Here is a 25,207-nt window from a genome sequence, read left to right on the forward strand (position 1 = left end):
ACCGGCGGGTACCCCCACAACAACCCCCCCCCAACCCCCCCCCCCCCCCCCCCCCGGGCGCGGGGGGGGGGGCGGGCGGGGCCCCCAAACCCCCCGGCCCGGTGGCGCCCCGGCCGCGGCCGCGGGCCCCTCGGCTGGACCGCGGTCGTCTGGGTCGCGGTGGTGACCGTCCTCTTCTGCCTGCCCCAGAAGAGTCCGGTGACCGTCGACACCATGAACTACGCGGTGATCGCCCTCGCCGCCGTCCTGCTCCTGGCGACGGTCTGGTGGTACGCCGCCCGCCGCTCGTACGGCACGCCGACCGCCTATGGCGGCAGCGCCCGCGAGGAGGCGGAGATCGCGGACGGGCTCGTCTGACCTCCGGCGGTCCGGCGGGTCAGAGGCTGTACTCGTACGTCCAGGCGGCCTCCTGGGCCGAGAATTCGATGTCGGTGACCTCCAGGACGTGCCCGTGCTGGTCGCTCACCACCCGGTGCACGCTCAGCCGGGCCGCGCCGCCGGCCGCCGTCCCCGCGGCGCCGGCCGGGACCCGGACCGACTCCCGGTGGGTGGCCCGCAGCCCGGCCCGGTGCATCCAGTGGTACAGCAGCCGCAGGTCCGGCTGGTTGACGGAGGACCGGGTCCGCCGGTAGCGGGCCAGCTGCGGGATCTCGTCGAGCGCGGGCCGGGAGAACCAGGTGACCGCGCGCTGGAGTTCCCGGCCGTGCGGGGCCAGCACCCGGTGGCGGTGCACCAGCGTCGGCTCGCCCGGTGCGAGGTGCAGCCGCGGGGCCAGCGCCGCCGGCGGCGGCTCCCAGCCGAGCGAGGCCCGCACCAGGGCCTCGGCCGCGCGCGACCCGCCCGGGAAGACCGGCCGCGCCGCGGGCGGTGCCACCGGCGGTCCGGGCGGCGGGAGTTCGCCGTCCGCCGGGCCGTCGGCGGCGAAGGTGCCGCGCCGGTCGGTGACCACCAGCCGCTCCTCGCGCAGCAGTTGGAGCGCGCTGCGGACGGTCTGCCGGTTCACGTGGTACCGCTGCGCCAGGGAACGCTCCGAGGGGAGCCGGCCGCCGGGGGCCAGTGCGCGGCGGACGAGGTCGTCCCGCAGGGCGGCGGCGACCCGCAGATAGCGGGGGACCTCCTCCTCGGAGGGTGCGGAGGGTTCGGCACGGGATACGGCGTCGGATACGGCGTCGGACGCGACATCGGTGACGACATCGGGTACGGCCATGATCAACCCCTTTTCGCTCAGCGTGACAGCGTGGGCCGTATGGGTGATCAATTCCTATCATTGGTCTAAACCATTTCGCTAGGGCGACCGTGCAGAGTGGCCGAAACCCGCGGCGCACCCTGTAATGGGGACCAGGCGACAGGACCGGCGGCTGCCGGTGTGGAACAGGGGTGAGGCCGGATGACGACGCCCGCGGAGCACGCCCGACGGGGCCGCGCGGCCCGCAAGCGGGTCCCGCGCTCCTCCCACGGGCGCTGGATACCGAGCTCCCAGCGCCCCGACCCGCTCACCGTCCTGGAGAAGCAGGCCGCCGACCGGCTGCCCGACCTCGCCCCGGTGCGGTACGGACGGATGGCCGCCTCCCCCTTCGCGTTCCTGCGCGGCGCCGCCGCCGTCATGGCCGCCGACCTCGCCGCCACCCGCAACACCGGACTCACCGTCCAGCTCTGCGGCGACGCCCATCTGCTCAACTTCGGCGTCTACGCCTCACCCGAACGGACGCTCCTCTTCGACGTCAACGACTTCGACGAGACCCTGCCCGGACCCTTCGAGTGGGACGTCAAGCGGCTCGCCGCCAGCGTCACCGTCGCCGCCCTCCAGAACGGCAGCTCCCGCTCCAAGGCCCACCGCGCCGCGCTCGTCGCCGCGGAGTCGTACCGCACCACCATGCGCCGCCTCGCCGGCCTCGGGGAGCTCGCCGTCTGGTACGAGCGGATCGACGCCGACGACCTCGCCGCCCTCGCCCGCCCCCGCGAACGCGAGCGGCTCACCCGCAACCTCGCCAAGGCCCGCCGCCGCACCAGCCTCCAGGCCCTGGAGAAGCTCACCGTCCGGGACGGCGACGGCGGCCGCCGCATCGCCGACGACCCGCCGCTCCTGGAACGCGTCGCCGACCTGGACCGGGTCACGATCGGCAAGATCTTCAGCGACTACCGCAGTTCGCTCTCCGAGGAGCGCCGGCTCCTCCTCGACCGGTACACCTTCCGCGACGCCGCCCGCAAGGTCGTCGGCGTCGGCAGCGTAGGCACCCGCTGCTTCGTCGTCCTCCTGGAAGGCCGCGACGCGGGCGACCCGCTGATCCTCCAGATCAAGGAGGCGGGCCGCTCGGTCCTGGAGGCGTATCTTCCGCCCACCGCCTACCCCCACCAGGGCCGGCGGGTCGTCTGCGGCCAGCGCCTCACCCAGGCCGCCAGCGACATCTTCCTCGGCTGGATGACCGGTCCCGAGCAACGCCACTTCTACTGGCGCCAGTTGCGCGACATGAAGGGCTCGGCCGAGGTCGAGACGATGACCCCCTCGACGCTGCGGGAGTACGCCCGGCTGTGCGGCCGCGCCCTGGCCCGCGCCCATGCCCGCTCGGGCGACCGCATCGCCATCGCCGCCTACCTCGGCTCCTCCGACGTCTTCGACCGCGCGGTCGCCGACTTCGCCCTCGCCTACGCCGGCCAGAACGCCGACGACTACGCGAGCCTCGGCGCCGGCATCGCCGCCGGCATGGTCACGGCGGCCCCGGGCGTCTGACCCCCGGAGCCGCCGTCGACCGCCGTCAGTCCCCGAGCCGCATCGGCGGCCCCGCCGGGGTCTCCGGGACCGGCGAGAACAGCGCCGCCCGCACCACGGACGGGGCGAACAGGCTGGTGAGCGGTGCCGAGAGGGTCAGGACCGCGCGGAACGGCACGCCGACCGCGGCATCGCCCGCCGCGCGCTCCTGCACCCGGGCCAGGTACCAGCCGGTCACCCGCTCCGCCGGCTTCGACCGGGCCGCGTCGCCCGTCGCGCCCGGCATCTTCTTGTCCGCGCCCGCCGAGATCTCCCACGCCTGCCGGGCCGCGTCGAACAGCGCCCGCTGCACCCGCCGGGTGGTCGGCGTCCGCCGGGTGTCGGCCAGCGCGCGGCGCAGCGCGACCGCGCCGAGCGCCGCGACCGCCATGCCCTGGCCGTAGATCGGGTTGAACGCGCACAGCGCGTCGCCGGTGGCGAGGAAGCCGGCCGGGCGGCGGCCCGGACGGTCGTACCGGCGCCGGACGTTGGCGGTCCGGCGGAAGCCGTGCACCGGGCCGTCCGGCTCGGCGGCGGCCAGCCACTCGCTGATCACCGGATGCGGCAGCCGCTTCGCGTACTCCTCGAACGCCCCCTCGTCGGTGGGCGGTTCGTCCCCGCGCAGCCCCGAGAGGGTGACGATGTGGCGCCCGCCGCCGAGCGGGACGATCACCCCGCCGTAGGTCTGCTGGGGGCCCGGCACGATGTAGTAGCCGAGCGCGTCGGTGTCCGGCACCGCCTCCGTCGCCCGGTACACCCGCGAGCTGTAGGCGAGCCCGGTGTCCAGGGTCTCCTCGTGCGGCGCCTCCGCGCCGATCGCGGCCAGCCAGTCCGCCGCCTTCGTCGACCGTCCGGAGGCGTCCACCACCAGATCGGCGTCGAGGGTGCGGGACTCCCGGCCGGCGCCCGCGCCGCGCTCCCGCAGCCGCACGCCGGTCACCCGCGCGGCGGTGCCGGTCAGGCCCACCGTCTCGGTGCCCTCGACGAGTTCGATCCGCGGATCGGCGAGCACCCGCTGCCGCACCAGCCACTCCAGCTGGGGCCGCGGGCCGCTGGAGAAGTGCGCCGAGGCGGGCAGCCGGGTGAACCACTGGCCGGCCTGCCACTGCACCATGTCCGTGGGCATGCCCACCTGGGGCGCGCCCAGCTCCCGCAGTTCGTCCATGAAGCCCGGCAGCAGTTCGTCGAGGGCCTGCTGGCCGCCCGCGATGAGCACGTGCAGGTGCCGCCCCTGCGGCACCCCGGGCCGGGCGTCCGGCCCCTCCGGCAGCCGGTCGCGCTCGACGACCGTGACGCGCTCCGCGTGCTCCGCGAGCACCCGCGCCGCCAGGAGTCCGGCGAGACTTCCCCCGATGACCACCGCGTGACGTGTCCCGCGGTGCCCCAAGTCGTCGGCCATACCCGCCCTTTCCCTTTGTGGACCATGAAACGGTACCGACCAGTATCCACCGCGGACGAGGAGGCGCACCGGCGCGCGCCGGGGGCGGAAGGGCGCGGAACGGGCGCGTGTCACCCGGTGCGGCGGGCCGGTCGGTCCTCCGGCCCCAGTTCCGCCAGCGCGGCCGTCAGCCACTCCACCCAGAACCGCTCCAGGTCGATGCCGCCGCGCAGCACGAGATGGCGCAGCCGGTCGGGTTCGGTGCCGCGCCGCTCGGCCGGGAAGTCCCGCTCCTCGATGAGGTGGTACTCGTCGAGCTGGGCCCGGTGCAGGGCGAGATGGCGCTCCAGCTCGGCGCGCAGCCCGGCCGAGCCGACCACGGCCGCGGCCCGCATCCGCAGCAGCAGCGCGGACCGCAGCGGCTTCGGGTCCTCGGCCGCGCCGACCCACTCCCGCAGGAACTCCCGTCCGGCGGGCAGCACTTCGTACTCCTTGCGCTGCCCGCGCACCGGCACCGGGGAGGGCAGGGCGCGGATCTGCCCCGCCTCCTCCAGGCGCCCCAGCTCCCGGTAGATCTGCTGGTGCGTGGCGGACCAGAAGTAGCCGATCGACCGGTCGAAGCGGCGCGTCAGTTCGAGGCCGGAGGACGGCTTCTCGAGCAGCGCGGTGAGGATCGCGTGCGGGAGGGACATGCTCGCATCCTAGGTTCGGTCGGCCACCGTGATCACAGGGTGGCGGCCAGCCGGGTGCCCTGGTCGATCGCCCGCTTGGCGTCCAGTTCGGCGGCGACGTCCGCGCCGCCGATCAGGTGCGGCGCCCGGCCGGCGGCGACCAGCTCCTCGTACAGATCCCGCTTCGGCTCCTGCCCGGAGCAGAGGACGACGGTGTCCACCGGCAGCAGCTGCCGCTCGCCGTCGACGGTGAGGTGCAGGCCCTCGTCGTCGATCCGGTCGTAGCTCACGCCCGCCACCATGGTGACGCCCCGGTGCTTGAGCTCGGTGCGGTGGATCCACCCGGTCGTCTTGCCGAGGCCCGCGCCGACCTTGGTGGTCTTGCGCTGCAGCAGGTGCACCTGGCGGGGCGGGGCGTTCCGCTCGGGCTCGCGCAGCCCGCCGCGGTTCTCGTAGGAGGTGTCGACGCCCCACTGGCGGAAGTACGTCTCGGGGTCCTGGCTCGCGCCCTCGCCGCCGTCGGTCAGGAACTCGGCGACGTCGAAGCCGATGCCGCCGGCGCCGATGATCGCGACCCGCTCGCCGACCGGCGCGCCGTCGCGGAGCACGTCGAGGTAGCTGACGACGCTCGGGTGGTCCTGGCCCTCGATGCCGGGGCTGCGCGGGGTGACGCCGGTGGCGACGACGACCTCGTCGTAGCCGTCGAGGTCGGCGGCGGTGACGTGGGTGCCGAGGCGGACGTCGATGCCGTGCTCGGCGAGCTGGACGCGGAAGTAGCGCAGGGTCTCGTCGAACTCCTCCTTGCCCGGGACCCGCTTGGCGACGTTCAGCTGGCCGCCGATCTCGGCGGCGGCGTCGAAGAGGGTGACGGAGTGGCCGCGTTCGGCGGCCGACACGGCGCAGGAGAGGCCGGCCGGTCCGGCGCCGACGACGGCGATCCGCTTGGCGAGCCGGGTGGGGGAGAGGACCAGCTCGGTCTCGTGGCAGGCGCGCGGGTTGACCAGGCAGGAGGTGATCTTGAGGCTGAAGGTGTGGTCGAGGCACGCCTGGTTGCAGCCGATGCAGGTGTTGATGGTCTCGGCGCGGCCGGCGGACGCCTTGTTCACGAAGGCGGGGTCGGCGAGGAAGGGCCGGGCGAGCGAGACGAGGTCGGCGCGCCCGTCGGCGAGGATCTCCTCGGCCACCTCGGGGGTGTTGATGCGGTTCGAGGTGACGAGCGGAATGCTCACCGCGCCCATCAGCTTCTTCGTCACCCAGGTGTAGGCGCCGCGCGGCACGGAGGTGGCGATGGTGGGGATGCGGGCCTCGTGCCAGCCGATGCCGGTGTTGATGATGGTCGTGCCGGCGGCCTCGATCTCCTTGGCCAGCCGGACGACCTCCTCCAGGGTGGAGCCGCCGGGGACGAGGTCCAGCATGGAGAGCCGGTAGACGACGATGAAGTCGGTGCCGACGCGCTCGCGGATCCGGCGGACGATCTCCAGCGGGAAGCGGACCCGGTTCTCGTAGGAGCCGCCCCAGCGGTCGGTGCGGTGGTTGGTGGCGGCGGCGATGAACTCGTTGATGAGGTAGCCCTCGGAGCCCATCACCTCGACGCCGTCGTAGCCGGCCTCCTTGGCGAGCTCGGCGCACCGGGCGTAGTCCTCGACGGTCCGCTCGACCTCGGCGTCGGTCAGCTCGTTCGGCACGAAGGGGCTGATCGGCGCCTGGATCGCGCTGGGCGCGACGAGGGCGGGGTGGTAGGCGTACCGCCCGAAGTGCAGGATCTGCATCGCGATCCTGCCCCCCTCGGCGTGCACGGCGTCGGTGATCAGCCGGTGCTCGGCGACCTCCTCGGCGGTGGTCAGCTTGGCGCCGCCGTCCCACGGCCGGCCGGCCTCGTTGGGGGCGATGCCGCCGGTGACGATGAGGCCGACGCCGCCGCGGGCCCGCTCCGCGTAGAAGGCGGCCATCCGCTCGAAGCCGTGCTCGGTCTCCTCCAGGCCGACGTGCATCGAGCCCATGATCACCCGGTTGGGCAGGGTGGTGAAGCCGAGGTCGAGCGGGCTGAGCAGATGCGGGTACGGGGTCGTGGCGGTCACGGGGCGCCTCCTCGCGCAGGGATCGTCGGATCCTGTTGTACGGGGCGCACCCCTGCTTGTGCAACTAGTTGCAGAAGGTTCGGGGTGTGATGGTTACTACTCGGTAGAGACAACCTCGCCGCGTGCCTAAGGTGGGGCCTCATGGGACGGACGCTCACGCACGAGGGCAGCGCCTTCGTGAACTTCCGGCACTTCGACTTCGTCGAGCCGCATACGCACGGGTACCGCTGGCTCGACGTGAAGCGGTTCCGCCTCCCCGCCGCGGACGCCACCGACCGGGACCTCCTCGCCGCCCTCATCGCGCACGAGCAGTTCCGTGACGACTACGCGGGCGGCGGGGTGGACCCCGACGGCACCCGCCACGGCGCGTACTGGATCCGGCACGTCACCCCCGACGCGTACGAGCCGATCGGCCGGCAGCGGGCCACCCGCCTCCTGGAGACCTGGGCCGATCGGTACGGCACCCTCCCCGGCCCGCTCGCCGAGGCCCTGCGCCGCGAGGCGTACGACGCGCTGGCGGAGGCGGACGCAGTCCACCACCTGAACGGCCTCGGCGAGGACGAGCACCACGACTGGGCGAGCGTCCACGGCGAGTTCCACGAACTCGTCGTCGTCGACCGCCGGGCCGGGCGGCTCACCCTCCTCGTCGCGGCCGACGACTGAACCGCCCGGCCCGCCCGGTCACCTCACCCGCTCACCCCACCCGGTCCAGCAGCAGGTCCAGGTCCTCCGCCGTCCGCGGCGCCGGTACGCCCTCCGGCAGCAACCCCTGCGCCCGCAGCAGCCGACCCACCGAGACCGCCCAGGGGCGCCGCAGCCGGGCCGCGTCGAGCAGCGCGTCGTCGGCCAGCAGCTCGGCGGCCGGGCCGGTGCGCAGCCCGGCGGGGGAGAGGACGGCGGCCTCGTCCGCCCACCGCAACGCCAGATCGACGTCGTGCGTGGCCATGACCACCGTCGTGCCCGCCGCCCGCAGCCGCTCCAGGGTCTCCAGGAGCCGCTCCTGCCCGTGCGGGTCGAGCCCCGCCGTCGGCTCGTCCATGATCAGGACCCGGGGGCGCATCGCGACCGCGCCGGCGATCGCCGCCCGCTTCCGCTGCCCGTAGGACAGCAGATGCGTCGGCCGGTCCGCGAGCGCCGTGATGTCCAGCGCCTCCAGCGCCTCCGCGACCCGGAGCCGTACCTCCTCCTCCGGCAGCCCCAGGTTCATCGGCCCGAACGACACGTCCTGCGCCACCGAGGCGGCGAACAGCTGGTCGTCCGGGTCCTGCACCACCAGCTGCACCGAGGTCCGCAGCCGGGTCAGCCCCTTCCGGTCGTACGCCACCTCCTGGCCGTCCAGCAGCAGCGTCCCGTCCCCGGGGCGCAGTCCGCCGCTCAGCAGCCGCAGCAGCGTCGTCTTCCCGCCGCCGTTGCGCCCGAGCAGCGCGACCGCCCGCCCCTCGTGCACGGGGAAGGAGACCTCCGTGAGGACGGCCGGCCCGTCCTCGTACGCGAAACCCGCGCGCACCAACTCCACGACCGGGGTGGGGGTCGTCATGGCAGGAACCTTTCCAGTACGAGGGTGAGGGCGACGAGCCCCGCCAGGAGGCCGCCCGTCGCCGCGAGGAACGGGCGGGAGATCGGCGCCCCGGGCAGCAGGACCCGCAGCGTGCCGTCGTAACCCCGCCCGGCGAGCCCGGTCTGCAGCCGCTGCGCCCGGTCGAAGGCCCGCACGAACGAGGTCGCGCCGAGCCCGGCCAGCGACCGCCACACGGCCGCCCGGGTCGTCGCCCCGAGCCGCGCCGCCTGCGCCTGCCGCACCTTCGCCTGCGCGTCCAGGAGCAGGAACACGATCCGGTACATCACCAGGGCCACGTCCACCACCGGCGCCGGCACCCCGGCCCGCACCAGGCGCGGCAGCACGTCCGACACCGGCGTGGTGAAGGCGAACAGCAGCACCCCCAGCGAGGCCGACGCCGTCCGCAGCAGCAGCTCCCCGGCGTGCACCGGCCCGTCCGGGGCCCAGGCCGCGACGCCCCCGGGACCACCCACCGCGAACAGCAGCGGCACGGCGCCCGTGACGCAGAAGCCCAGCGGGATCCGGAAGGCCCGCCACAGCTGCCGCCCCGGCACCCCGGCCGGACCGAGCAGCACGGCGAGGGTGGCCGTCGCGACCAGGAGCGCCCCCGGCCACGGCGGCAGACACACCGCGCACAGGGTCAGACCGAAACCGAGGGCGGCCTTCTCCGCCGGATGGCGGCGGCGCCAGCGACTGCTGTGCGCCGCCGCGTCGATGGGCAGCATCGGCGGCTACGCGTCCGTGTCCGGGTCCGGCGCGGACGGCGCACCCTCCGCACGGGCCGCGGCCCGCTCCTCGCCCTGCCGCCGGCCGCGCCGCAGCCCGAAGTAGTAGGCGAGCACACCGGCGCCCAGGGCCGCCTGCAGCGAGAACAGCGCCGACTCGATCTCGCCGGACGGCGGCTCGTACAGCGGACTGAACCACGGCTCGTAGTCCGGCTCGATCTCCGTGATCGCCGTCTCGGCCTCCCCGTCGGCTCCGGTGAACGGCTCCTCCTTGTGGTCGCCGAGACCGAGCGCCAGCGGCAGCACGGCCAGCGCCGCCACCACCAGGAGCAGCAGACCGTTGATCTTCGCGTTCCTGCTCATCACGCCGCCGCCTCCTCGCGCCGCTTCGACTCCGGCCGGGCGAGCACGCCGAGCCGCAGCAGATCACCCTTGCTGGACTGCGTGAGCAGCCGCATCACCAGGACGGTCAGCAGCCCCTCGCTCACGGCGAGCGGAAGCTGCGTCACCGCGAAGATCCCGCCGAACTTGGCGAGCGACCCCGCCACCCCGCTGCCCGGGTCGGGGAAGGCGAGGGCCAGCTGGACGCTGGTCACGCAGTACGTCGACAGGTCGGCGACGAACGCGCCGAAGAACACGCCCACCATCAGCGGCGCTCCGAACCGCCGGAACAGCAGGTACGTCCCGTACCCCGCCCAGGGCCCGACGATCGCCATCGAGAAGGCGTTCGCCCCCAGCGTGGTCAGCCCGCCGTGGGCGAGGAGCAGCGCCTGGAAGAGCAGGGTGATGGTGCCGAGCACCGCCATGATCGGCGGCCGGAACAGGATGGCGCCGAGCCCCGTGCCGGTCGGATGGGAGCAACTCCCGGTCACCGACGGCAGTTTGAGAGCGGACAGGACGAAGGTGAAGGCGCCCGAGGCGCCGAGCAGCAGGGTGGACTCGGGGTTGGCGCGCACCTCGCGGGTGAGCGCGCGGACGCCGTGGACGACGAACGGAGCCGATGCGACGCCCCAGGCGGCCGCGTGGACGGGGGGCAGATACCCCTCGGCGATATGCATGATCGGGAGACCCTCTCCAGCACCTCGTGGATGGACAACGCGCCCTGGCCGGTCTCCTGGCTGACGGTAGTGACGTCCGACTCCGCCTTCCCACCCCACGACGGTCTCCCGCGGTGGCGCAGTGGCTTCCCCTGAGGGATGGAGCCGGACCTCCCGATCACAGTGGCGAGGGCCGCACCGGTACTGCACCGGTTTCCCGAACACCAAGGCCCTGCGACATTAGTGTGTTGACCTGCTTCATCACAATGCGGGGTCGGTCACGTGCGCTGCGGAGTCCCGGGCCGGTCCTATTGCCGGACCCCGTTGTCGGACCCCCGCACTAGCGTGGACGTGTCCAAGTGCGTTGCTGCTGCTCGGACGACAGGGGCGCCCCCGGCGGCGTGGAACCCAGCCGGAGGCGCCCCGACGGGCGGCCGTCAGACCTTGCGGTAGGCGTACGCCTCCGAGGCCGCGGCCGTCACCGCGTCGAGGTCGCCGCCCGCGCTCGCCGTCACCAGCGCGGCCACCGCGCCCTCCACGAACGGGGCGTCCACGAGCCGCGTCCCCTCCGGGAGTTCGTCGCCCTCCGCGAGGAGGGCCTTCACGGTGAGGACCGCACTGCCGAGGTCGACCAGGACGGCCACCCCGGCCCCCGCGTCGACGTCCTTCGCCGCCGCGGCGATCAGCTCGGCGCTCGTGCCGAGCCCTCCGTCCGGGCCGCCGCCCGCCGCCGCGACCGGCGCCTGGTCCCCGCCGCCGGCCAGCCCCCGGGCCAGCTCCGCCACCGCCGCCGCGACGGCCGCGCTGTGCGAGACCAGCACGATCCCGACCCTGTCCCCGCTCATCCGGCCGTCACCTCCGCGAGCGCCGCGAACAGCAGCGCCGAGGAGGTCGCCCCCGGATCCTGGTGCCCGACCGACCGCTCGCCGAGGTAGCTGGCCCGGCCCTTGCGGGCCCGCAGCGGGACGGTCGCCAGCGCGCCCTCCTCGGCGGCGCGCGCCGCCGCCGCGAACGACTCGCGCAGGGCCGCCACGGCCGGAGTCAGCGCGTCCAGCATCGTCTTGTCGCCCGGCACGGCCCCGCCGAGCTGCCCGACCGCGGCGACTCCGGCCGCCAGCGCGTCGGCGAGCCCGTCCCGGGTGACCTCCCCGGCGTCGCCGAGCGCCTTGCCCGCGCGCCGCAGCAGCGTCCCGTACAGCGGACCGGAGGCGCCGCCCACCGTGGAGATCAGCTCCCGCCCGGCGGTCACCAGGACCGCGCCCGGCGTCGCGGGCGGCTCCTTCGCCAGCGTCCCGGCCACCGCGGCGAAACCACGCTTCAGGTTGGCCCCGTGGTCCGCGTCGCCGATCGCCGCGTCCAGCTCGGTGAGCCGCCCGGCCTCCCGCTCCACCGAGGCGGCGACCGCCGCCATCCACCGCACCGCCACCTCGGCCCCGTACGTCTCGCTCATCGCCCGCTCACCGGCCCCAGCGCAGCGCGGCGGTCGCCACCGGCGCGTCCCAGAGCCGCAGCAGCTCCTCGTCCGCCGCGCACACCGTCACCGAGCAGCCGGCCATGTCGAGGGAGGTCACGTAGTTCCCGACCAGCGTCCGCGCCACCGGCACCCGCCGCGCGTCCAGGACCCGCCGCACCTCGGCGTTGAACCCGTACAGCTCCAGGAGCGGCGTCCCGCCCATCCCGTTCACCAGCAGCAGCACAGGATCGGAGGGCCGCAGGTCGTCCAGGACGGCGTCCACGGCGACCTCGGCGATCTCCCGCGCGGTCATCATCCCGCGCCGCTCCCGCCCCGGCTCGCCGTGGATGCCGACGCCCAACTCCAGCTCGCCGGGCGGCAGATCGAAGGTCGGACTGCCCTTCGCCGGCGTGCTGCAGGCGCTCAGCGCGACCCCGAACGACCGCGACCGCGCGACCACCCGCCGGGCCAGCGCCTCCACCCGCTCCAGTGGCGCGCCCTCCTCGGCCGCCGCCCCCGCCAGCTTCTCCACGAAGAGCGTCGCCCCGGTCCCGCGCCGCCCCGCCGTGTACAGGCTGTCGGTCACCGCCACGTCGTCGTCGACGAGCACCTTCGCCACCTGGATGCCCTCGTCCTCGGCGAGTTCGGCGGCCATCTCGAAGTTCAGCACGTCCCCGGTGTAGTTCTTCACCACGAACAACACCCCCGCACCACTGTCCACGGCGGCCGCGGCCCGCACCATCTGGTCCGGCACGGGCGAGGTGAACACCTCCCCGGGACAGGCCCCGTCCAGCATCCCCGGCCCCACGAACCCGGCATGCAGCGGCTCGTGCCCCGACCCACCCCCCGAGACCAGCGCCACCTTCCCCGCCACCGGCGCGTCCCTCCGCACCACCACCCGCCGCTCCACGTCCACGGTCAACTCGGGATGCGCGGCGGCGAGCCCCCGCAGGGCGTCGGCGACGACGGTCTCGGGCACGTTGATCAGCATCCTCATGGATACCTCCTGGTGAGGCTAGCAGGTAGGTGACTGAGCAGGCTTTTTGCAGGTCAGAGTGGGTGAGGTCAGTTATTGATCTTGGCGGTTGACGACGCTCGGGGGCGCTCCTGGCCGGTACTGATGCTGACCTGTTGCCGACTTTCCTGACCCTTCGTCAGGGGAGGGGTGGGATGGGTGGGATGGGTGCTCTTTGCACTCGTGCATGATGGCGCAATTATCGGCCTGGGAGGGCGGTCGCGCACCGGTGCGTCGCGGCCGCAGGTGGCCGGTCCCGTGTCGGCAGCCATCATGCGGCGCCTCGGGGCTCAGTTGCGGCCGGCTGGGTGGCGAGTGCTCGCGCGGAGACGCATGCTGCGAAACGCAGGCCACGGGTGAGCCGGCAGGTAAGAGAGTTCTTGGCCGTGGACTCCTCGGCGAGGAATCCGTTGCGGCGTCCTGGGGAAGTGATGCGCGACGGGGCTGGCGGGCGGGGCGGCGGACAAGGCGGGCAACCGGTACGAGAACTGGTGGACCGCGCTGAAGGTCGCGGACCTCCTGCGCGGAGAGGCCTCGCGAATCCGTCTTGAGCCTGCGGGGCAGGCTGGTGAAGGCATCGAGTTCCAGCTCGTGGCCAAGGGCGAAACCTGGTGCGATCAGGTGAAGGACGTGCCGTGGCGGGGGCCCTGGACGCTGCGATCCGCGGCAGCCCTCCTCAATGCCGCCGCAAGCCACCTTGCAGCCGGCAGGAAGGTGCGACTCGTTCTCTCGACCGGATCGCCCGCACTGCGCGACCTTGCCGACCGCGCGAGGGCCGCCGTGACCCTCGCCGAGTTCGAACAGATCCTTGCTGGCCCTCAAGGGGACGACTTCACGGTTCTGTGCGGAGTCTGGGCCGACGACGGCAAACCCGTAGACCGGGAGACCCTCTGGAGGTATCTCCAGTCCGTTTACGTGAAGGACTACTCACCGGAGAACCTGCGTGAGCTGGTCCACATCACCTACGAGCAGCTGTTCGTAGGGAATCCTGAAGGAATCGTCAGGCAGCTCAGCGGATACCTGGACGACAACCTCCACAAGTGGCTCACCGGTTCGGAGATCCGTAACCACTTGCTCTCTCTTGACGGAGTCCGACTCCGACTGTTGGCCGGGGACAGCAATACGCTCAATGCCCTGGCGGCCACCAAGGACGGGTTCCTGCGGCACGTGCGCGGTACGACGCCCGCCTTCGGACTGGCCGTGCGTCCTCACCTCGACCAGCTGCACGGCCGATTGGTGGCCGAGGACGGGCCGCAGATCGTGTTGTGCGAGGGACGGGCGGGCTCGGGCAAATCGACGGTCGCCGCGGATGTACTGGAACGTCTCGCAGGCGACGGGTGGCCGATCGCAGTCGTTCGCAGGGACCGCGCCGATCCGTCGGTGCGAACGGCCAGGGACCTCGGCGCCATGATGAATCTGCAGGATTCGCCCGGGATCCTGCTGCCCGGAGTCGCCGATGGGGGGCCTGGGCTCTTCGTCGTCGATCAACTGGACGCAGTCAGCCTGTACAGCGGTCGCATGGCAGATGTCTTCGAGGCCGTCGAGGATGTGCTCGCTCAACTCTCGGCAGCACCGAAAGCTCCGTACCACCAGACCTTCCTCCTGGCCGCGCTCACCGGTCTGGACCGCCTCGAAGGGGAGTCTGCCGAGAAACCGGACATGCGGCCAGCGGCCGGTCCTGGTCCACTTGCCCCCGACCAGGTGGTCAAAGTGCGCCGCGGCCGGCGCGAGAAGCGGTCGAAGTGCTCGTCGCGGTCGTACTGGTTGCCGAGGTACCCGAGGACGAGGTCCCGGGGCTGCTTGGCGAGCGCGACCGGATCCACCTCGGCGATCAGGCGATCGGCGACGGGGAAGAGCAGGCGGTGCGCCCCGGGCGTCGGTTCGAGGGCGGCCTCGCAGACGGTGGTGTGGGGGACGCGCCGCCACACGCTTTCCGTCCGGAACTTGCGGTCCTTGTCCGAGATCACGGTCGGCGTCTTTCTGCGCACGGTGTACCGGGTGATCAGTTCGGCCTGGCCGTGGAGGTCGCATGTGTGGCCTTCGGTACCGCACGGGGGTGGTGTTGCGTCCGTCGATCGCCCAGCGCCACTCCAGGAAAAGGACGTCGATGTCCGGGCCGCCGCTGTCGAAGGTGTAGGCAGCGCCCGGGTCGTCGCCGGCCTCGATCAGATCGCGGTTGGCCTGAAGGAAGACGATCTCGTGACCGCGGTCGAGGAGCGCGTCGATCAAGAGGCGGCGGTGGCTGCAGGGGTTCCGCCGACCTTTCTGCGATGCCCGAGCAACGGGCTTACGGAGCGCTGCTCGCGGGTGGAGGCGTGATGGACGGTTCGATGGTCGACCGGACGTAGATCCGCGTGGTGCCGGGTGTGAACTCGTGGGCGAAGAGGTCGACGCAGCGCTGGAGGTATTTGCCCTCCGGGGACGCCAGGTCGTCCGGGCACAGGCTGGCCTTCCGGAGGCCTTGGACGAGCGTCTCGGGTTCGGGCAGTCCGAGGTGACCAAAGGCGGCGGCGGGCCGGTAGCCCTTCTCCTCGGGGTGCGAGTTCCCGATCATCTCGGTGCCGCTCCGGATGAGTCTGCCCGTGTACCGCTCCGCGTCCTCGCTCGGCAGGACGAAGGCGAGCAGGCCGGTGTCGTAACGCTGGCCGGTCTTGTAGCCCGACCGCCGGTCCGAGGCTCCCTCCGGAATGCGGATACCGAGCTGGTCGCTCATCCAGGTGGGTGTGACCCCTTCTTCCCAGCAGCACGTCATTTCCTGGTCCGTCAGATCCGACGACACGTCATCGGCGACCCAGGACACCACACCGATCGCGGTGGCGACGCAGCCGAGGAAAACCGCAACGACGACGACTGCGACCGGCACACGACGGTGGCGCACGGGCCGGGTGTCGGCAGCGGTTCGGGGGGAGGTGTCCATCCGTGATCCTCTATCGCGCTTCCTGCTGCTCACGACCCGGATCCGTCCGGTCGCCCTCGCGGCCCGGTTGGTCCGGCTGGGGCAGAGATCCCTGGTTCGGGGCGGGTCCGCCCAGATCGTAGTGTTTGACGGAGCTGCTGCCCGCCATGTCGAACTCCTGGGCGATGCCCGTGGTGTGGAGGCGGGCCATCTGACTGTCCGGAATGCTCATTTCGCCGCCCACGGGAGATCGATGGTCACGCCTTTGCTCTCGTCCCAGTTGTAGCGGTCCCAGGCGTTGGCCTGGTAGTCGAGACCGATGGAAGCCCCGGCCGACCGGCGGAAGCCCGCAAGGCGAGGGCGCCGGTCGCGACCACGAGGGCGGCGCAGAGGCCGGTCACCTCGTGGAGGGTCGGGCGGACCAGGCGCGGCCAGTCGTCCGGGGCGGCGGGCCAGGAGGCGAGGTGCACCTCGGTGGTGGCGAGACCCAGGTGGGCGCTGACGTTCCAGCCGGCGCGGGAAGCGGGCTCCGGCGAGCGACGGTGCTTTGCGGCTCTCGGCGATGCGGTGTCGCCGGCCTGTCCGCTCAGGTGCGGCGGGTGCGCCAGAGCCAGGTGGTCGTGGCGGCAAGGAGGGCGAGCGTGAGCAGGTTGGCCACGAGAGCGGGGGTGTCGCCGGCCGGGGCGGCGGTCGTGTTTTCCCAGATGAGGTTGGCGGTGGAGGGAAGGACGACGGCGAGCAGGACGCCGAGGGTCTTCCGGGCCGGGGTCCAGTGCGCCGACGTGCACAGGAGCACCGCCCCGACGATGCGGATCAGGCCGACGAGGAGGTTGGGGATGTCGGGGACGACCGTCCCCAGGAGGAAGGGGAGGGTGAGGAGCAGGAGCGGGACGATCGGGTGGACCCTGCCTCGTCGGCTGGGTCTGTCGGCAACGTCTTGGGGCAGGGGCCACGAGCTCCAGGAGGGCGCCTTGCCTGTCTCGGCCAGGGCCGTCGTCGCGATGGTGCGCGGGTCGCCCAGGTTTGCCAGGATCTCGCCGATCGCGACATCGGGGTGTTCGGCACGGGTCACCTCGATGTGCTCGGCGAGGTCGGCGAGGAGTTCCTGCCGGCGATCGGCGGGCAGGGCGGAGGCTTCGCGCTCGACGACAGCAAGGTAGTCGCGTACGGAATCGGTGGGGGTCTTCATGCGAGGTCTCCGGTGGACGGATGCGGAATGGTCAGGAAGGTGTCGACGGTGTCCCGGAAAGTGGGCCGGACCTGGGCGAACTCGTCGAGGGCGGCCCGGCCGCCGTCGGTGAGCGCGTATTCCTCCAGGGCGAGCACGCAGTACTTCAGGACCCCCTGCGCAGCTGAGCGGCCACCCGGTCCCGCCTGGTCGAATCTCCCGGTTCCATGCGATGCAAGGTACCTGGATGGGCAAGGAAACGGAATCTGATCTTCCTGGTGGTTCCCTTCGCCAGGGCTGCCGGGCTGGCCCTCACCGGACCGGGGGTAGGGGCGAGGTGCCGTGCAAGACGGGAGCATGCGTACCCGGCTGATCCCGGGTCCGGTTGCACCGGAGGCACGGCTGCGAATCCGCTCTGTGAGCCAGCTCGTGCACGTCTGTTCTCGCGATGTTCCAGAGGAAGTCCGCTGCCTCCAGCGCGCGGCAGGCCGTGGGATCAGTGGGATCGCGGTGTTCGCAGGCGATGAAGCGTCCGAGGGTGCCGACGAGCGAGCGGTCGTGGCCGTCCTCGAATCCGATCACGTGGTGGGTGCCGCGACCGTTCCCCCTTCTCGGGGCGCATGCGCACCACGCTCGGGGAGGACCGGTGGGTGTCGTTCACGGCCGGGCAGCCGCAGCCGGGCGCGCGCCCGCTCTGACGGGCCGATCCTGAAGAGGGAATGACGGATCTCCTCGCGTTCCGCCGTCCGCCGCAGATCCCCGTCGCCGGATCATCCGGACGGTCCTTGCGTGCGGGCGTGGACCGGTGTCGAAGAGCCCCGTCGGAGCGTCCGGCATCTACGCTCACCAGTGCTCTGGTGACATACCGGACATTGCGTCTCGATTGGATGGAGCTCCATGGCTGCCGATCGTCCTCCGTCCGCCCCTGGCCCCGGTCCCGGTCCCGGTCCGGGTCCCGGGACCGGCTCCGGCACCGGCTCCGGAACCGCGAAGGTCAGGGCCCTGCTCGGGCATCCGAAGCTGTGGATCGTTCCCGGCGTGCTCAGTTCGTTGGTCGCTCTGGTCCTGTCCCTGCTGTACATGGGCGGCATCCTCAAGCCGGAGAGCAGCCTGCATCGGTTCCCGATCGCCCTGGTGAACGAGGACGCGGGCCGGCCGCTGCCCGGCGCGGAGCAGAACCTCGGGGCCCAGATCAGTGCCCGGATCATCGCGGCGACGCCTGCCGAGGACGTGCGGTGGCGGCGGCTGAGCCCTGCGGGGCTCCAGGTCCAGCTCGCCTCCGGGCAGGTGTACGGGGCCCTGGTCATCCCCCGGGACTTCACCGCCACCGTGCGGTCGCTGGGCACCCGGGAGGCGGCCCGGCCCACCCTGACCGTCCTCACCAACCCCGGCATGGGCAGCCTGGGGTCGTCGATGGCGTCCCAGATCGCCCAGCGGGCCGCGCGCGAGGCGTCGGCGGGCATCGGCAAGCAGCTGACGGCCTCCCCGGCCTTCGCCGACGCGAGCCCGGCCGAGGCCCTGCTGCTCGTCGACCCCGTCGCCGTGACCACGAAGGTCGGCCACCCGATCGGCACGCACAGCGGGCTGGGACTGAGCGCCTTCTACTACACGCTGCTGCTGGTCCTGGCCGGGTTCCTGGGCGGCAACATCATCCACAACGGCGTCGACACCGCGCTGGGGTATGCCGACGCGGAGATCGGACCCTGGCACTCGCGCCGCCCCACCGTCCCCGTCACCCGCACCGAGACCCTGCTCCTGAAGATGGTCATGACGGCGGGGCTGTGCCTGCCGGTGACCGCCCTGGTGATGATCGCGTGCATCACGCTGCTGGGCATGGACGCGTCCCACGTGCCGCTGCTCGCGCTGTTCTCGTACTGCTCCTGCCTGAGCGTGGGACTGGGCGTCCAGGCGATCAACGCGGCCTTCGGCAGCCTCGGACAGATCGTGTCGATGTTCGTCTTCATCGCGCTGGCGCTGCCGTCCTCCGGCGCGACGATCCCGCTGGAGGCCGTGCCCGGCTTCTACCGGTTCCTCGGCCTCTTCGAGCCCATGCGCCAGCTCGTCTCCGGCGTGCGGGCGATCCTCTACTTCGACGCCCGCGCCGACGCCGGCCTGGCCCGCGCCTGGATCATGCTCGCGCTCGGCCTCGTGCTCGCGCTCGTCTTCGGCTTCGTGATGACCCGCTACTATGACCGCAAGGGCCTCCACCGCATGGTGCCCCAACCGGGCTGAGTGAACGGAACGACCAGCCCTCAAGGCGGCATCCTGGCCGCCCACCACAACCGGCTGATCGGCGTGAACATGCCGATGGGGCTGCCCGGCCGCGGCCGGGCATTCCCCTCGCCGCCATGGCGGGATGTGCCTGACGAGGACGGGCCGCGGGGTCGGGTCTACGCCCTGTCCCGCCGGTGGCAGCGCAACGGCCTACCGAACGCCCCCGGCAGGACGAACACTCTCTAAGATCACGGCCGTGAACTCTGCTCTGATCCTCATCGACCTGATGCCACGCATCGTAGCTCTCCCCCTCGCCCCGCACTCCGGTGACGAAGTGCTGGCACGCAGCCGCGAGTTGGCCGAGGCTTTTCGAGCACGGGAGCGGCCTGTCGTGCTGGTCCGGGTGGAACGTCCGGGCGTCGCCCAGCAGCCTCCCGGCAGCGACTTCGCCGATGGTCTCGTACACGAGGGCGACCTCGTGGTGGTCAAGCGCACCATCGGCGCCTTCTACGGCACAGGTCTCGACGAACGGTTGCGCGGTCTGGGTGTGGACACGCTGGTGATCGCCGGACTGGTCACCACCATGGGCGTCGAGTCCACCGCACGGGCGGCCTCCGACCACGGCTACGAACTGGAGTTCGTGGCCGACGCGATGTCCGGACTGGCTGCCGACGAACACGACTTCGCCGTGCAGCGCGTCTTCCCGCGATTCGGGGAGGTGAAGAAGACCGCCGACTACACGTGAACCGTTCGCGGCCGAGCCCTCCAGGCGTCCCTGGGCACCGGCAACGGAACGGTCGACCTCCAGGACCGGGAGACCGCGGACGCGCTACAGCACGCAGAGCGACCAGCCGATCATGAAGCACCTGAAGGTGACGTCGGCCGGGCCGCCTGAGCCCAGGGCCGGGCAAGCGGCGCGTTCTGCGGCCTCAGCGGCCCCGTACGAGCCGCTCGAGGAGGCCGTACGCCCGCTGCTCCGCGGCGGCCAGTTCGGTGGGGTCGATCTCGGCCGGCCAGAGTTCGCCCGCCGCCGCGTCGTCGGCCTCGCGCAGCTCCACCACCGCGGCCGCCAGTCGCGACTGGACGTGCGGGAACTCCGCCGCGTCGCGGTCCGCGAGGGCCCGCTCGGCCCGCTTCGCCGCCTCGGCGCACGCGGTCAGGGCGCGCTCCGCCCGCAGCGCCGCACGGTCGTGCACCACCAGCAGCGCACACAGCAGCGCGACGGCGATGCCGAGGAAGCTGCCCAAGGCGCGGTCCTGTACGAGTGCCCCGGGCTGCGTGGGTGCGGCGAGGTCGCTGAGCAGCAGTGCCAGCGGGGTGAGGAACACGACGCCGAGTCCGTAGTTGCGGGCCACGACGTACTCGAGGAGGAACTCCAGGAGCACGACCACGACGACGAGGATCGGAGGATCGGGACGTGCGGCGAGGATGCCGAGCGCGAGCAGCAGACCCGCGGCCGTGCCCAGGGTGCGCTGCGCGGCCCGCTGCGCCGCCGTTCGCACGTTGATCGAATGCAGGACGGCCGCGGCGGAGACGGATGCCCAGTAGCCGTGGCCGAGCCCCAGGGCCAGGGCCGCCAGTCCGGCCAGGGCCGTGCCGAGGACCATCCGCAGGGCGGGCACCAGGAGGACCGCCGCACGGGTGTGGGCGTGGCCGGTGAAGAGCTCCCATGTGCGTTGTTCGGCGGTGGGGCGGGTGTGAGCCGGTCCGGAAGCAGTGACGGGGGTGGCGCCGCCACGCGCGGTCGCTGCTGCCCGCGCCAGTTCCGACAGATCCGGCTCCCCGCTACTGCGGCTCACCAGAACGCGGACCTGGACCCGCAGCCTCTCCGCCAGACCGGCCGGGTCGTCCGGCGGCGGGCGGGCCGAGCCGATCAGCAGCGACCAGGAGAGATCGGCCACCCGTACACAGAGGTCGTCGCTGTCGTGGCGCTCGGCGGTCGTCGGAGGCAGCAAGCCGAGTGTCCGGTATGCCTGCAGAACGGTCGCGGTCGCCCGGTGCCGGGCCGCCCGCAGGCCGCGGCCCGCGGCGATCGCCGCCAGCAGGTCCGCCAGCTCGCGCAGCGCGGCGGCGACGGCGAGGCGTCGCGGGCGGTCCGGGTGCACGAACCGGCCGGACACGCCGAGCAGCCAGGCCACGGTCGCGCCCAGCGCGGCCAGGCCGGTGTGCGGCAGCACGTCCGTCGGTTCCGGTGAGCCGTTCGCCGCGACGGCGAAGGAGAACATCAGCAGGACGGCGCCGAGGCCCCGGAGCCGAGCCGCGTCGCAGGCGAACTTGGCGGCCCCGGCCACCAGGGCGGTCACCGTGACCACCAGCGCGGCGCCGGTCCCGTCGTCCTGGGGCCGGGCCCAGGCACCGAGGGCGGTGCCGCCGGCGACGCAGGCCGTCATCGCCACGGCGACCAGCGCGAGCACCCGGGCCCGTGGGCCGTACGGAAGGTTGCGGCCGAACGTGGTGGTGAAGGAGCCGAGCATGGCGTAGACGGCCTCGTCGGCGCGGTCGGCCAGGGCGAGCGGCACCGCGGGCAGGGCCATCGCCGCGGCCGCGCGCAGGGCGAAGGACAGGGCGCCGTCGACGCTCTGCAGGGCCAAGGCACCTCGCGGCGAGAGCGCGCGTCCCACGCGGGCGGCCGTCCGGCGCCGGGCAGGCCCGGTCACCGCGGCCGGCAACAGACGCGAGCGGGGCACAGGCGGCGTGTGTCATCCATGCCTGTTTCCGGGCGGTCGGTCAGCACGCGCCTACCCATTCCACCGAGCCGTCCGCGAAGACCTGTCGCTTCCAGATCGGGACCTCGTGCTTGAGGTCCTCGACCAGCCGCTCGCAGGCGGCGAACGCCTCCGCGCGGTGTGGGCAGGAGACGGCCGCGATGACGGCGATGTCCCCGACCACGAGTGGCCCCGTCCGGTGCACGGCTGCGAGCGCGCGGGCCGGGAAGTCCGCGGCGACCTTCTCGGCCACCCGGCGGAGTTCCTTCGCGGCGCGCGGGTGGGCGCTGTACTCCAGGGCGGTCACCGGCCGACCGCCGTCGTGGTCGCGGATCGTACCGACGAAGAGGGCGGTTCCGCCGGCGGCGTCGTCGCCGACCGCCGCGTACACCTCGTCGAGGGAGAGCGGGGTGTCGCGGACGCCGAGCAGACGGATCGGGTCGGCCGGGGTGCCGGGAGGGCTCGTCATGGTGGTGGTCCCGAGGAGAAGGCGGGCGGGGGCGGAGGTAGGGGCGGGGAGGGGTCAGCCGCCGGCGAACGGGGGCAGGACCTCGACGGTGCCGCCGTCGGACAGGGAGACGGCCGAGTGGTCCCGGTCGCCGACCGGGTGACCGTCCACGAGGAACGAGCAGTAGGTGAGGACGCGGGCGAAGCGGGGTCGACCGGCGTGCCGCGACCGGGCCTTGGCCAGTGCCTCGGCGAGCGTGGCCGCCTGGTAGGGCTCCTGCGCGGTTCCGGCCTCGGCCTTCGCGGCCGCCCAGTAGCGGATGGTCCCGGCAGGTACCCGTGCGATCTGCATGGTGGTGCCTCCTGTGATCATGCTGCGGGTGCCTCCAGCACCTCGACTTCGGTTCCAGCGGGCACCCCACCGGGCGGGACGACGGCGAGGCCGTCCGCGAAAGCCAATCCGCGCAGCATCGCCGACCCGTCGAACGGCAGCGGCGCCACCTCGTGCGTGAGCCGGCGCACCGGCAGCAGCCGGGTGTACCGAGGATGCGCCGACAGGTCCGCGGCAGCCGGCAGCCGCAGCGGGACGGCGTCCCGGTGGCCACCCAGGCGGCGCAGTAGGGGTACGGCGAGGGTCGCCGTCCCGGCCACGGCGGCCAGCGGGTTGCCGGGCAGGCCCACCAGGCGGCGGGACCGGCCGTCGGCGGCCGGCGGAAGTTCGGCGAGCAGCATGGGGTGGCCAGGTCGCACGGCGACGGAGTCGACGAGGAACCGAGCACCGGCCTCGTCGAGGACGTCGTGCAGGAAGTCCGCCGGGCCGGCGGCGGTGCTTCCTGTGGTGACGACGACATCAGCGGCGGAACCGCGGACCGCCGCACGCAGGAGCCCGAGGTCGTCCGAGACGAGACGGCGGCCGGTCACCCGCGCGCCGCTGCCGCGCAGCCACGCCGGCAGGAGTGGTCCGAGCGCGTCGCGCACCCGGCCGTCCCGGGGCGGGCCCGCCCCGAGCAACTCGGAGCCGAGGACGAGAAGTTCCACCACCGGTCGGCGGTGCACCGTCAGCCGGTCGTAGCCGGCCGCCGCGGCGAGACCGAGCACGGCCGGGGTGACAGCGGCACCCGCGGGGAGCAGCGGCTCGCCCGCGCGGCACTCCTGGCCGCGCGGGCGGACGTCGCAGCCTTCGGGCAGCGGGCCCCTTCCCCCGTACCGCAGCTCATGGCCGGCCGTGACTTCGCCGTGCTCGCGGCGGAGCACGGCGCAGGACCCGTCCGGCAGTGGGGCGCCGGTGGCGATGGCGACGGCGGTGCCGGGCGCCAGCGGCCCGGCCGACGCGCCCGCGAGGACACGGCCGGGGCGCAGCCGCCAGGGACCGGCCCCGGCGACGGCCCAGCCGTCCATCGCCGAAGAGTGGAACGACGGCAGATCGGTGAGCGCGGTCAACGGCTCGGCGAGGGCGTGACCGAGAGCGTCGGCGATGTCCCGGGTGACGGCGGGCAGCGCCTCCTCCACGCAGTTGCGCGCAACGTCACGGGCGCGCGTCCAGGGCATGGACGTGTCGTGGACGGTCACCGCGTGTGTCCCGGGGCGTCGGTGCGGTCAGGGTGTCGTACCGTCCGGCATCCGTCCGGTCCCGCCGCCTTGCGGTCGGCATCGGCGACCGCGGTCTCGCCGCCGCCTGCCCGTGCGGCGGCATGGCCGACCGGGAAGGCGGTCAGGGGGGTGGCAGGGCGGGCCACGCCGTGGGCGACGAGCCTGGTCATGTCGAGCAGGGCGGGGACGTCGATGTCGAGGTCGACGCCCGGTTCCGCTTCGGCAGCGGTGATCCAGCGGCGCATCGTGCTCGCCTTCTCCTTACGTTCCGGTCGTGGTGCGTCAGCCGCCGATGGCCGACATGGGGCGTTCCGGCCGGCGGAACCCGGTGCTGCCGATGGCATGGCCGGGCCTCTTTCCCGCGAGCGAAGCGCGCCAGGCGGCCTCCAGGGCCGCGTCGTCCGCGCCGTCGCGGAGCAGTGCCCTCAGGTCGGACTCGTCCGTGGCGAAGAGGCAGTTGCGCAGTTGGCCGTCGGCGGTGAGCCTGACCCGGTCGCAGGCGCCGCAGAACGGGCGGGTGACGCTGGCGATGACGCCGACCCTCGCGTCCGTACCGTCGATGCGCCACTCCTCGGCGGGAGCGTTGTTCCGCCGTTCGACCGGCTTCAGGTCGTAGTGCTCGCCGAGGCGGTCGAGGACCTCCGCGGCGGTCACCATCCGGTCGCGGTCCCAGGCGCCCTGGGCGTCCAGAGGCATCGACTCGATGAACCGCATCTGGTAGCCGTGTTCAAGGGCGAAGGCGGTGAGATCGACGATCTCGTCGTCGTTCACCCCGCGCACGGGAACCGCGTTGATCTTGACCGGGGTCAGTCCCGCGTCGCGAGCCGCACGCAGTCCGGCGAGCACGTCGGGGAGTCGGTCGCGTCGGGTGATCTCTGTGAAGCGGTCGGCGCGCAGGGTGTCCAGGCTGACGTTGACCCGGTTCAGCCCGGCCTCGTGCAGGGCACGGGCGCTGCGCGCCAGGCCGATGCCGTTGGTGGTGAGGGACAGTTCGGGCGCGACGTCCGACGTGGCGAGGCGGGTGACCAGGCCGGGCAGGCCGCGGCGCAACAGCGGCTCGCCGCCGGTCAGCCGCACCGAGGTGATGCCCAGGCGCTCGGTGGCGACGCGGACCAGGCGTACGACCTCATCGTCGGTGAGCAGCTCGGGCCGGGGCAGCCAGTCGAGGCCCGCCGCGGGCATGCAGTACGCGCACCGCAGGTTGCACCGGTCGGTGAGGGACACCCGCAGGTCGGTGTGGACGCGTCCGGAACGGTCCGTCAGCGGGGCGCTACGAGGTCGGGGCACGGTCCTGCCCTCCTTCCTCTGCCTGGCGGCAGCCTCAGGTCGCCGAATCCGAATCAATGACTCATCGAAAACTCTCGGGGGAGTTCTCGGATAAGTCAAAGAGGGAATTCCGATGACTTGATCGGTGACATTTATCCGTCGTCATCGTCCCTGGTCGACGGGGTTCTGCGGGTCAGTAGGTCGCGCCTATCGCCTGATCGGAGATCCCTCTTTGACAAGCCGCGAGATTGTCGTGAAGC

25 protein-coding genes, 1 pseudogene and 1 riboswitch are annotated in these 25,207 nt (G+C 73.0%); of the genes and pseudogenes, 6 read left to right on the plus strand and 20 right to left on the minus strand.

Annotation, left to right across the window (positions count from 1 at the left end; translation table 11 throughout):
* Positions 1-126 precede the first annotated feature (126 nt).
* Positions 127-357, plus strand: a pseudogene (locus ACFW1I_RS13480) (amino acid permease); the annotation flags it as partial.
* Between the two features lie 19 nt (positions 358-376).
* On the opposite strand, the gene ACFW1I_RS13485 reads toward ACFW1I_RS13480, so the two are convergent.
* Entirely contained in the window at positions 377-1,207 is an 831-nt protein-coding gene (locus tag ACFW1I_RS13485; protein ID WP_384669408.1) for a GntR family transcriptional regulator, read from the minus strand.
* Positions 1,208-1,387: 180 nt separating this feature from the next.
* On the opposite strand from ACFW1I_RS13485, the gene ACFW1I_RS13490 reads away from it, so the two are divergent.
* Positions 1,388-2,728, plus strand: coding sequence for a DUF2252 domain-containing protein (locus ACFW1I_RS13490; protein ID WP_384669410.1), 1,341 nt, complete (start codon positions 1,388-1,390; stop codon positions 2,726-2,728).
* Between the two features lie 25 nt (positions 2,729-2,753).
* Here the strand turns inward: ACFW1I_RS13490 and ACFW1I_RS13495 are convergent, their stop codons facing one another.
* From ACFW1I_RS13495 to ACFW1I_RS13505, 3 genes are all read right to left on the minus strand, one after another.
* Complete coding sequence (locus tag ACFW1I_RS13495) at positions 2,754-4,145, minus strand: FAD-dependent oxidoreductase (RefSeq protein WP_384669412.1); 1,392 nt, start codon at positions 4,143-4,145, stop codon at positions 2,754-2,756.
* 110 nt (positions 4,146-4,255) lie between these two features.
* Positions 4,256-4,816 (minus strand): PadR family transcriptional regulator, encoded by a 561-nt coding sequence (locus ACFW1I_RS13500; protein WP_384669414.1) that lies wholly within the window; start codon positions 4,814-4,816, stop codon positions 4,256-4,258.
* Positions 4,817-4,848: 32 nt separating this feature from the next.
* Positions 4,849-6,873, minus strand: a complete 2,025-nt coding sequence (locus ACFW1I_RS13505; protein ID WP_384669416.1) for an FAD-dependent oxidoreductase — start codon at positions 6,871-6,873, stop codon at positions 4,849-4,851.
* A 141-nt stretch (positions 6,874-7,014) separates the two neighbouring features.
* On the opposite strand from ACFW1I_RS13505, the gene ACFW1I_RS13510 reads away from it, so the two are divergent.
* Positions 7,015-7,536, plus strand: coding sequence for a hypothetical protein (locus ACFW1I_RS13510; protein WP_384669417.1), 522 nt, complete (start codon positions 7,015-7,017; stop codon positions 7,534-7,536).
* Between the two features lie 31 nt (positions 7,537-7,567).
* Here the strand turns inward: ACFW1I_RS13510 and ACFW1I_RS13515 are convergent, their stop codons facing one another.
* The 7 genes from ACFW1I_RS13515 to dhaK all read right to left on the minus strand — a co-directional run bounded on the left by ACFW1I_RS13515 (position 7,568) and on the right by dhaK (position 12,643).
* Positions 7,568-8,410, minus strand: coding sequence for an ATP-binding cassette domain-containing protein (locus ACFW1I_RS13515; RefSeq protein WP_384669419.1), 843 nt, complete (start codon positions 8,408-8,410; stop codon positions 7,568-7,570).
* Entirely contained in the window at positions 8,407-9,156 is a 750-nt protein-coding gene (gene cbiQ / locus ACFW1I_RS13520) for a cobalt ECF transporter T component CbiQ (protein ID WP_384669421.1), read from the minus strand. Before cbiQ ends, ACFW1I_RS13515 begins: the two co-directional genes overlap by 4 nt.
* A gap of 6 nt (positions 9,157-9,162) precedes the next feature.
* Positions 9,163-9,519, minus strand: coding sequence for an energy-coupling factor ABC transporter substrate-binding protein (locus ACFW1I_RS13525; protein WP_384669423.1), 357 nt, complete (start codon positions 9,517-9,519; stop codon positions 9,163-9,165).
* A complete protein-coding gene (locus tag ACFW1I_RS13530) occupies positions 9,519-10,214 on the minus strand; it encodes an energy-coupling factor ABC transporter permease (RefSeq protein ID WP_384669425.1) in 696 nt (231 codons plus the stop codon). The genes ACFW1I_RS13525 and ACFW1I_RS13530 overlap by 1 nt, the downstream gene beginning before the upstream one ends.
* Positions 10,215-10,242: 28 nt before the next feature.
* Positions 10,243-10,465, minus strand: a riboswitch (cobalamin riboswitch).
* A 165-nt stretch (positions 10,466-10,630) separates the two neighbouring features.
* Positions 10,631-11,038, minus strand: coding sequence for a PTS-dependent dihydroxyacetone kinase phosphotransferase subunit DhaM (locus ACFW1I_RS13535; protein WP_384669426.1), 408 nt, complete (start codon positions 11,036-11,038; stop codon positions 10,631-10,633).
* The gene (gene dhaL, locus ACFW1I_RS13540; RefSeq protein ID WP_384669427.1) at positions 11,035-11,643 is read right to left on the minus strand and encodes a dihydroxyacetone kinase subunit DhaL; all 609 of its coding nucleotides are present in this window, start codon (positions 11,641-11,643) and stop codon (positions 11,035-11,037) included. Before dhaL ends, ACFW1I_RS13535 begins: the two co-directional genes overlap by 4 nt.
* Positions 11,644-11,650: 7 nt before the next feature.
* A complete protein-coding gene (gene dhaK, locus ACFW1I_RS13545; RefSeq protein WP_384669428.1) occupies positions 11,651-12,643 on the minus strand; it encodes a dihydroxyacetone kinase subunit DhaK in 993 nt (330 codons plus the stop codon).
* Positions 12,644-13,252: 609 nt separating this feature from the next.
* Here dhaK and ACFW1I_RS13550 point away from each other — a divergent pair.
* On the plus strand, positions 13,253-14,980 hold the full coding sequence (locus tag ACFW1I_RS13550; RefSeq protein WP_384669429.1) for a hypothetical protein: 1,728 nt from the start codon (positions 13,253-13,255) through the stop codon (positions 14,978-14,980).
* Here ACFW1I_RS13550 and ACFW1I_RS13555 read toward each other — a convergent pair.
* The 3 genes from ACFW1I_RS13555 to ACFW1I_RS13565 all read right to left on the minus strand — a co-directional run bounded on the left by ACFW1I_RS13555 (position 14,949) and on the right by ACFW1I_RS13565 (position 16,883).
* Positions 14,949-15,374, minus strand: a complete 426-nt coding sequence (locus tag ACFW1I_RS13555; protein ID WP_384669430.1) for a hypothetical protein — start codon at positions 15,372-15,374, stop codon at positions 14,949-14,951. The two genes, ACFW1I_RS13550 and ACFW1I_RS13555, sit on opposite strands and share 32 nt — an antisense overlap.
* A gap of 769 nt (positions 15,375-16,143) precedes the next feature.
* Positions 16,144-16,746 carry an HAAS signaling domain-containing protein gene (locus ACFW1I_RS13560; RefSeq protein ID WP_384669431.1) on the minus strand — a complete coding sequence of 201 codons (603 nt, stop codon included), beginning with the start codon at positions 16,744-16,746 and terminating at the stop codon, positions 16,144-16,146.
* Positions 16,743-16,883 carry a hypothetical protein gene (locus ACFW1I_RS13565; RefSeq protein WP_384669432.1) on the minus strand — a complete coding sequence of 47 codons (141 nt, stop codon included), beginning with the start codon at positions 16,881-16,883 and terminating at the stop codon, positions 16,743-16,745. Before ACFW1I_RS13565 ends, ACFW1I_RS13560 begins: the two co-directional genes overlap by 4 nt.
* A 739-nt stretch (positions 16,884-17,622) precedes the next feature.
* Between ACFW1I_RS13565 and ACFW1I_RS13570 the strand changes: the two genes are divergently transcribed.
* Together ACFW1I_RS13570 and ACFW1I_RS13575 are read left to right on the plus strand one after the other, a co-directional pair.
* Positions 17,623-18,957, plus strand: a complete 1,335-nt coding sequence (locus ACFW1I_RS13570) for a YhgE/Pip domain-containing protein (protein ID WP_384669433.1) — start codon at positions 17,623-17,625, stop codon at positions 18,955-18,957.
* 268 nt (positions 18,958-19,225) lie between these two features.
* Positions 19,226-19,684, plus strand: a complete 459-nt coding sequence (locus ACFW1I_RS13575) for an isochorismatase family protein (protein ID WP_384669511.1) — start codon at positions 19,226-19,228, stop codon at positions 19,682-19,684.
* Between the two features lie 184 nt (positions 19,685-19,868).
* On the opposite strand, the gene ACFW1I_RS13580 is transcribed toward ACFW1I_RS13575, so the two are convergent.
* The 6 genes from ACFW1I_RS13580 to moaA are packed head-to-tail and all read right to left on the minus strand — an operon-like array spanning position 19,869 to position 24,968.
* Complete coding sequence (locus ACFW1I_RS13580) at positions 19,869-21,626, minus strand: FUSC family protein (RefSeq protein ID WP_384669434.1); 1,758 nt, start codon at positions 21,624-21,626, stop codon at positions 19,869-19,871.
* Positions 21,627-21,666: 40 nt separating this feature from the next.
* Positions 21,667-22,113 carry a molybdenum cofactor biosynthesis protein MoaE gene (locus ACFW1I_RS13585; protein ID WP_384669435.1) on the minus strand — a complete coding sequence of 149 codons (447 nt, stop codon included), beginning with the start codon at positions 22,111-22,113 and terminating at the stop codon, positions 21,667-21,669.
* Positions 22,114-22,167: 54 nt separating this feature from the next.
* Complete coding sequence (locus ACFW1I_RS13590) at positions 22,168-22,443, minus strand: MoaD/ThiS family protein (RefSeq protein WP_384669436.1); 276 nt, start codon at positions 22,441-22,443, stop codon at positions 22,168-22,170.
* Between the two features lie 17 nt (positions 22,444-22,460).
* Positions 22,461-23,639, minus strand: a complete 1,179-nt coding sequence (locus ACFW1I_RS13595; protein WP_384669438.1) for a molybdopterin molybdotransferase MoeA — start codon at positions 23,637-23,639, stop codon at positions 22,461-22,463.
* 17 nt (positions 23,640-23,656) lie between these two features.
* Positions 23,657-23,926: a DUF6457 domain-containing protein gene (locus ACFW1I_RS13600; RefSeq protein WP_384669440.1), complete on the minus strand. Its 270-nt coding sequence runs from the start codon at positions 23,924-23,926 to the stop codon at positions 23,657-23,659.
* 37 nt (positions 23,927-23,963) lie between these two features.
* Positions 23,964-24,968 carry a GTP 3',8-cyclase MoaA gene (gene moaA, locus ACFW1I_RS13605; RefSeq protein WP_384669441.1) on the minus strand — a complete coding sequence of 335 codons (1,005 nt, stop codon included), beginning with the start codon at positions 24,966-24,968 and terminating at the stop codon, positions 23,964-23,966.
* Between the last annotated feature and the right edge of the window lie 239 nt (positions 24,969-25,207).

It is taken from the genome of Streptomyces sp. NPDC058955, assembly GCF_042741435.1.
In the GTDB taxonomy this organism is placed as follows: domain Bacteria; phylum Actinomycetota; class Actinomycetes; order Streptomycetales; family Streptomycetaceae; genus Streptomyces.

Coding starts and splice junctions, on each gene's coding strand:
- ACFW1I_RS13485 (WP_384669408.1), bottom strand. CDS start 1,207: ATGGCCGTACCCGATGTCGTCACCGATGTCGCGTCCGACGCCGTATCC.
- ACFW1I_RS13490 (WP_384669410.1), top strand. CDS start 1,388: ATGACGACGCCCGCGGAGCACGCCCGACGGGGCCGCGCGGCCCGCAAG.
- ACFW1I_RS13495 (WP_384669412.1), bottom strand. CDS start 4,145: ATGGCCGACGACTTGGGGCACCGCGGGACACGTCACGCGGTGGTCATC.
- ACFW1I_RS13500 (WP_384669414.1), bottom strand. CDS start 4,816: ATGTCCCTCCCGCACGCGATCCTCACCGCGCTGCTCGAGAAGCCGTCC.
- ACFW1I_RS13510 (WP_384669417.1), top strand. CDS start 7,015: ATGGGACGGACGCTCACGCACGAGGGCAGCGCCTTCGTGAACTTCCGG.
- ACFW1I_RS13515 (WP_384669419.1), bottom strand. CDS start 8,410: ATGACGACCCCCACCCCGGTCGTGGAGTTGGTGCGCGCGGGTTTCGCG.
- cbiQ (WP_384669421.1), bottom strand. CDS start 9,156: ATGCTGCCCATCGACGCGGCGGCGCACAGCAGTCGCTGGCGCCGCCGC.
- ACFW1I_RS13525 (WP_384669423.1), bottom strand. CDS start 9,519: ATGAGCAGGAACGCGAAGATCAACGGTCTGCTGCTCCTGGTGGTGGCG.
- ACFW1I_RS13530 (WP_384669425.1), bottom strand. CDS start 10,214: ATGCATATCGCCGAGGGGTATCTGCCCCCCGTCCACGCGGCCGCCTGG.
- ACFW1I_RS13535 (WP_384669426.1), bottom strand. CDS start 11,038: ATGAGCGGGGACAGGGTCGGGATCGTGCTGGTCTCGCACAGCGCGGCC.
- dhaL (WP_384669427.1), bottom strand. CDS start 11,643: ATGAGCGAGACGTACGGGGCCGAGGTGGCGGTGCGGTGGATGGCGGCG.
- dhaK (WP_384669428.1), bottom strand. CDS start 12,643: ATGAGGATGCTGATCAACGTGCCCGAGACCGTCGTCGCCGACGCCCTG.
- ACFW1I_RS13555 (WP_384669430.1), bottom strand. CDS start 15,374: ATGAGCGACCAGCTCGGTATCCGCATTCCGGAGGGAGCCTCGGACCGG.
- ACFW1I_RS13560 (WP_384669431.1), bottom strand. CDS start 16,746: ATGAAGACCCCCACCGATTCCGTACGCGACTACCTTGCTGTCGTCGAG.
- ACFW1I_RS13570 (WP_384669433.1), top strand. CDS start 17,623: ATGGCTGCCGATCGTCCTCCGTCCGCCCCTGGCCCCGGTCCCGGTCCC.
- ACFW1I_RS13575 (WP_384669511.1), top strand. CDS start 19,226: ATGCCACGCATCGTAGCTCTCCCCCTCGCCCCGCACTCCGGTGACGAA.
- ACFW1I_RS13585 (WP_384669435.1), bottom strand. CDS start 22,113: ATGACGAGCCCTCCCGGCACCCCGGCCGACCCGATCCGTCTGCTCGGC.
- ACFW1I_RS13590 (WP_384669436.1), bottom strand. CDS start 22,443: ATGCAGATCGCACGGGTACCTGCCGGGACCATCCGCTACTGGGCGGCC.
- ACFW1I_RS13595 (WP_384669438.1), bottom strand. CDS start 23,639: ATGCCCTGGACGCGCGCCCGTGACGTTGCGCGCAACTGCGTGGAGGAG.
- ACFW1I_RS13600 (WP_384669440.1), bottom strand. CDS start 23,926: ATGCGCCGCTGGATCACCGCTGCCGAAGCGGAACCGGGCGTCGACCTC.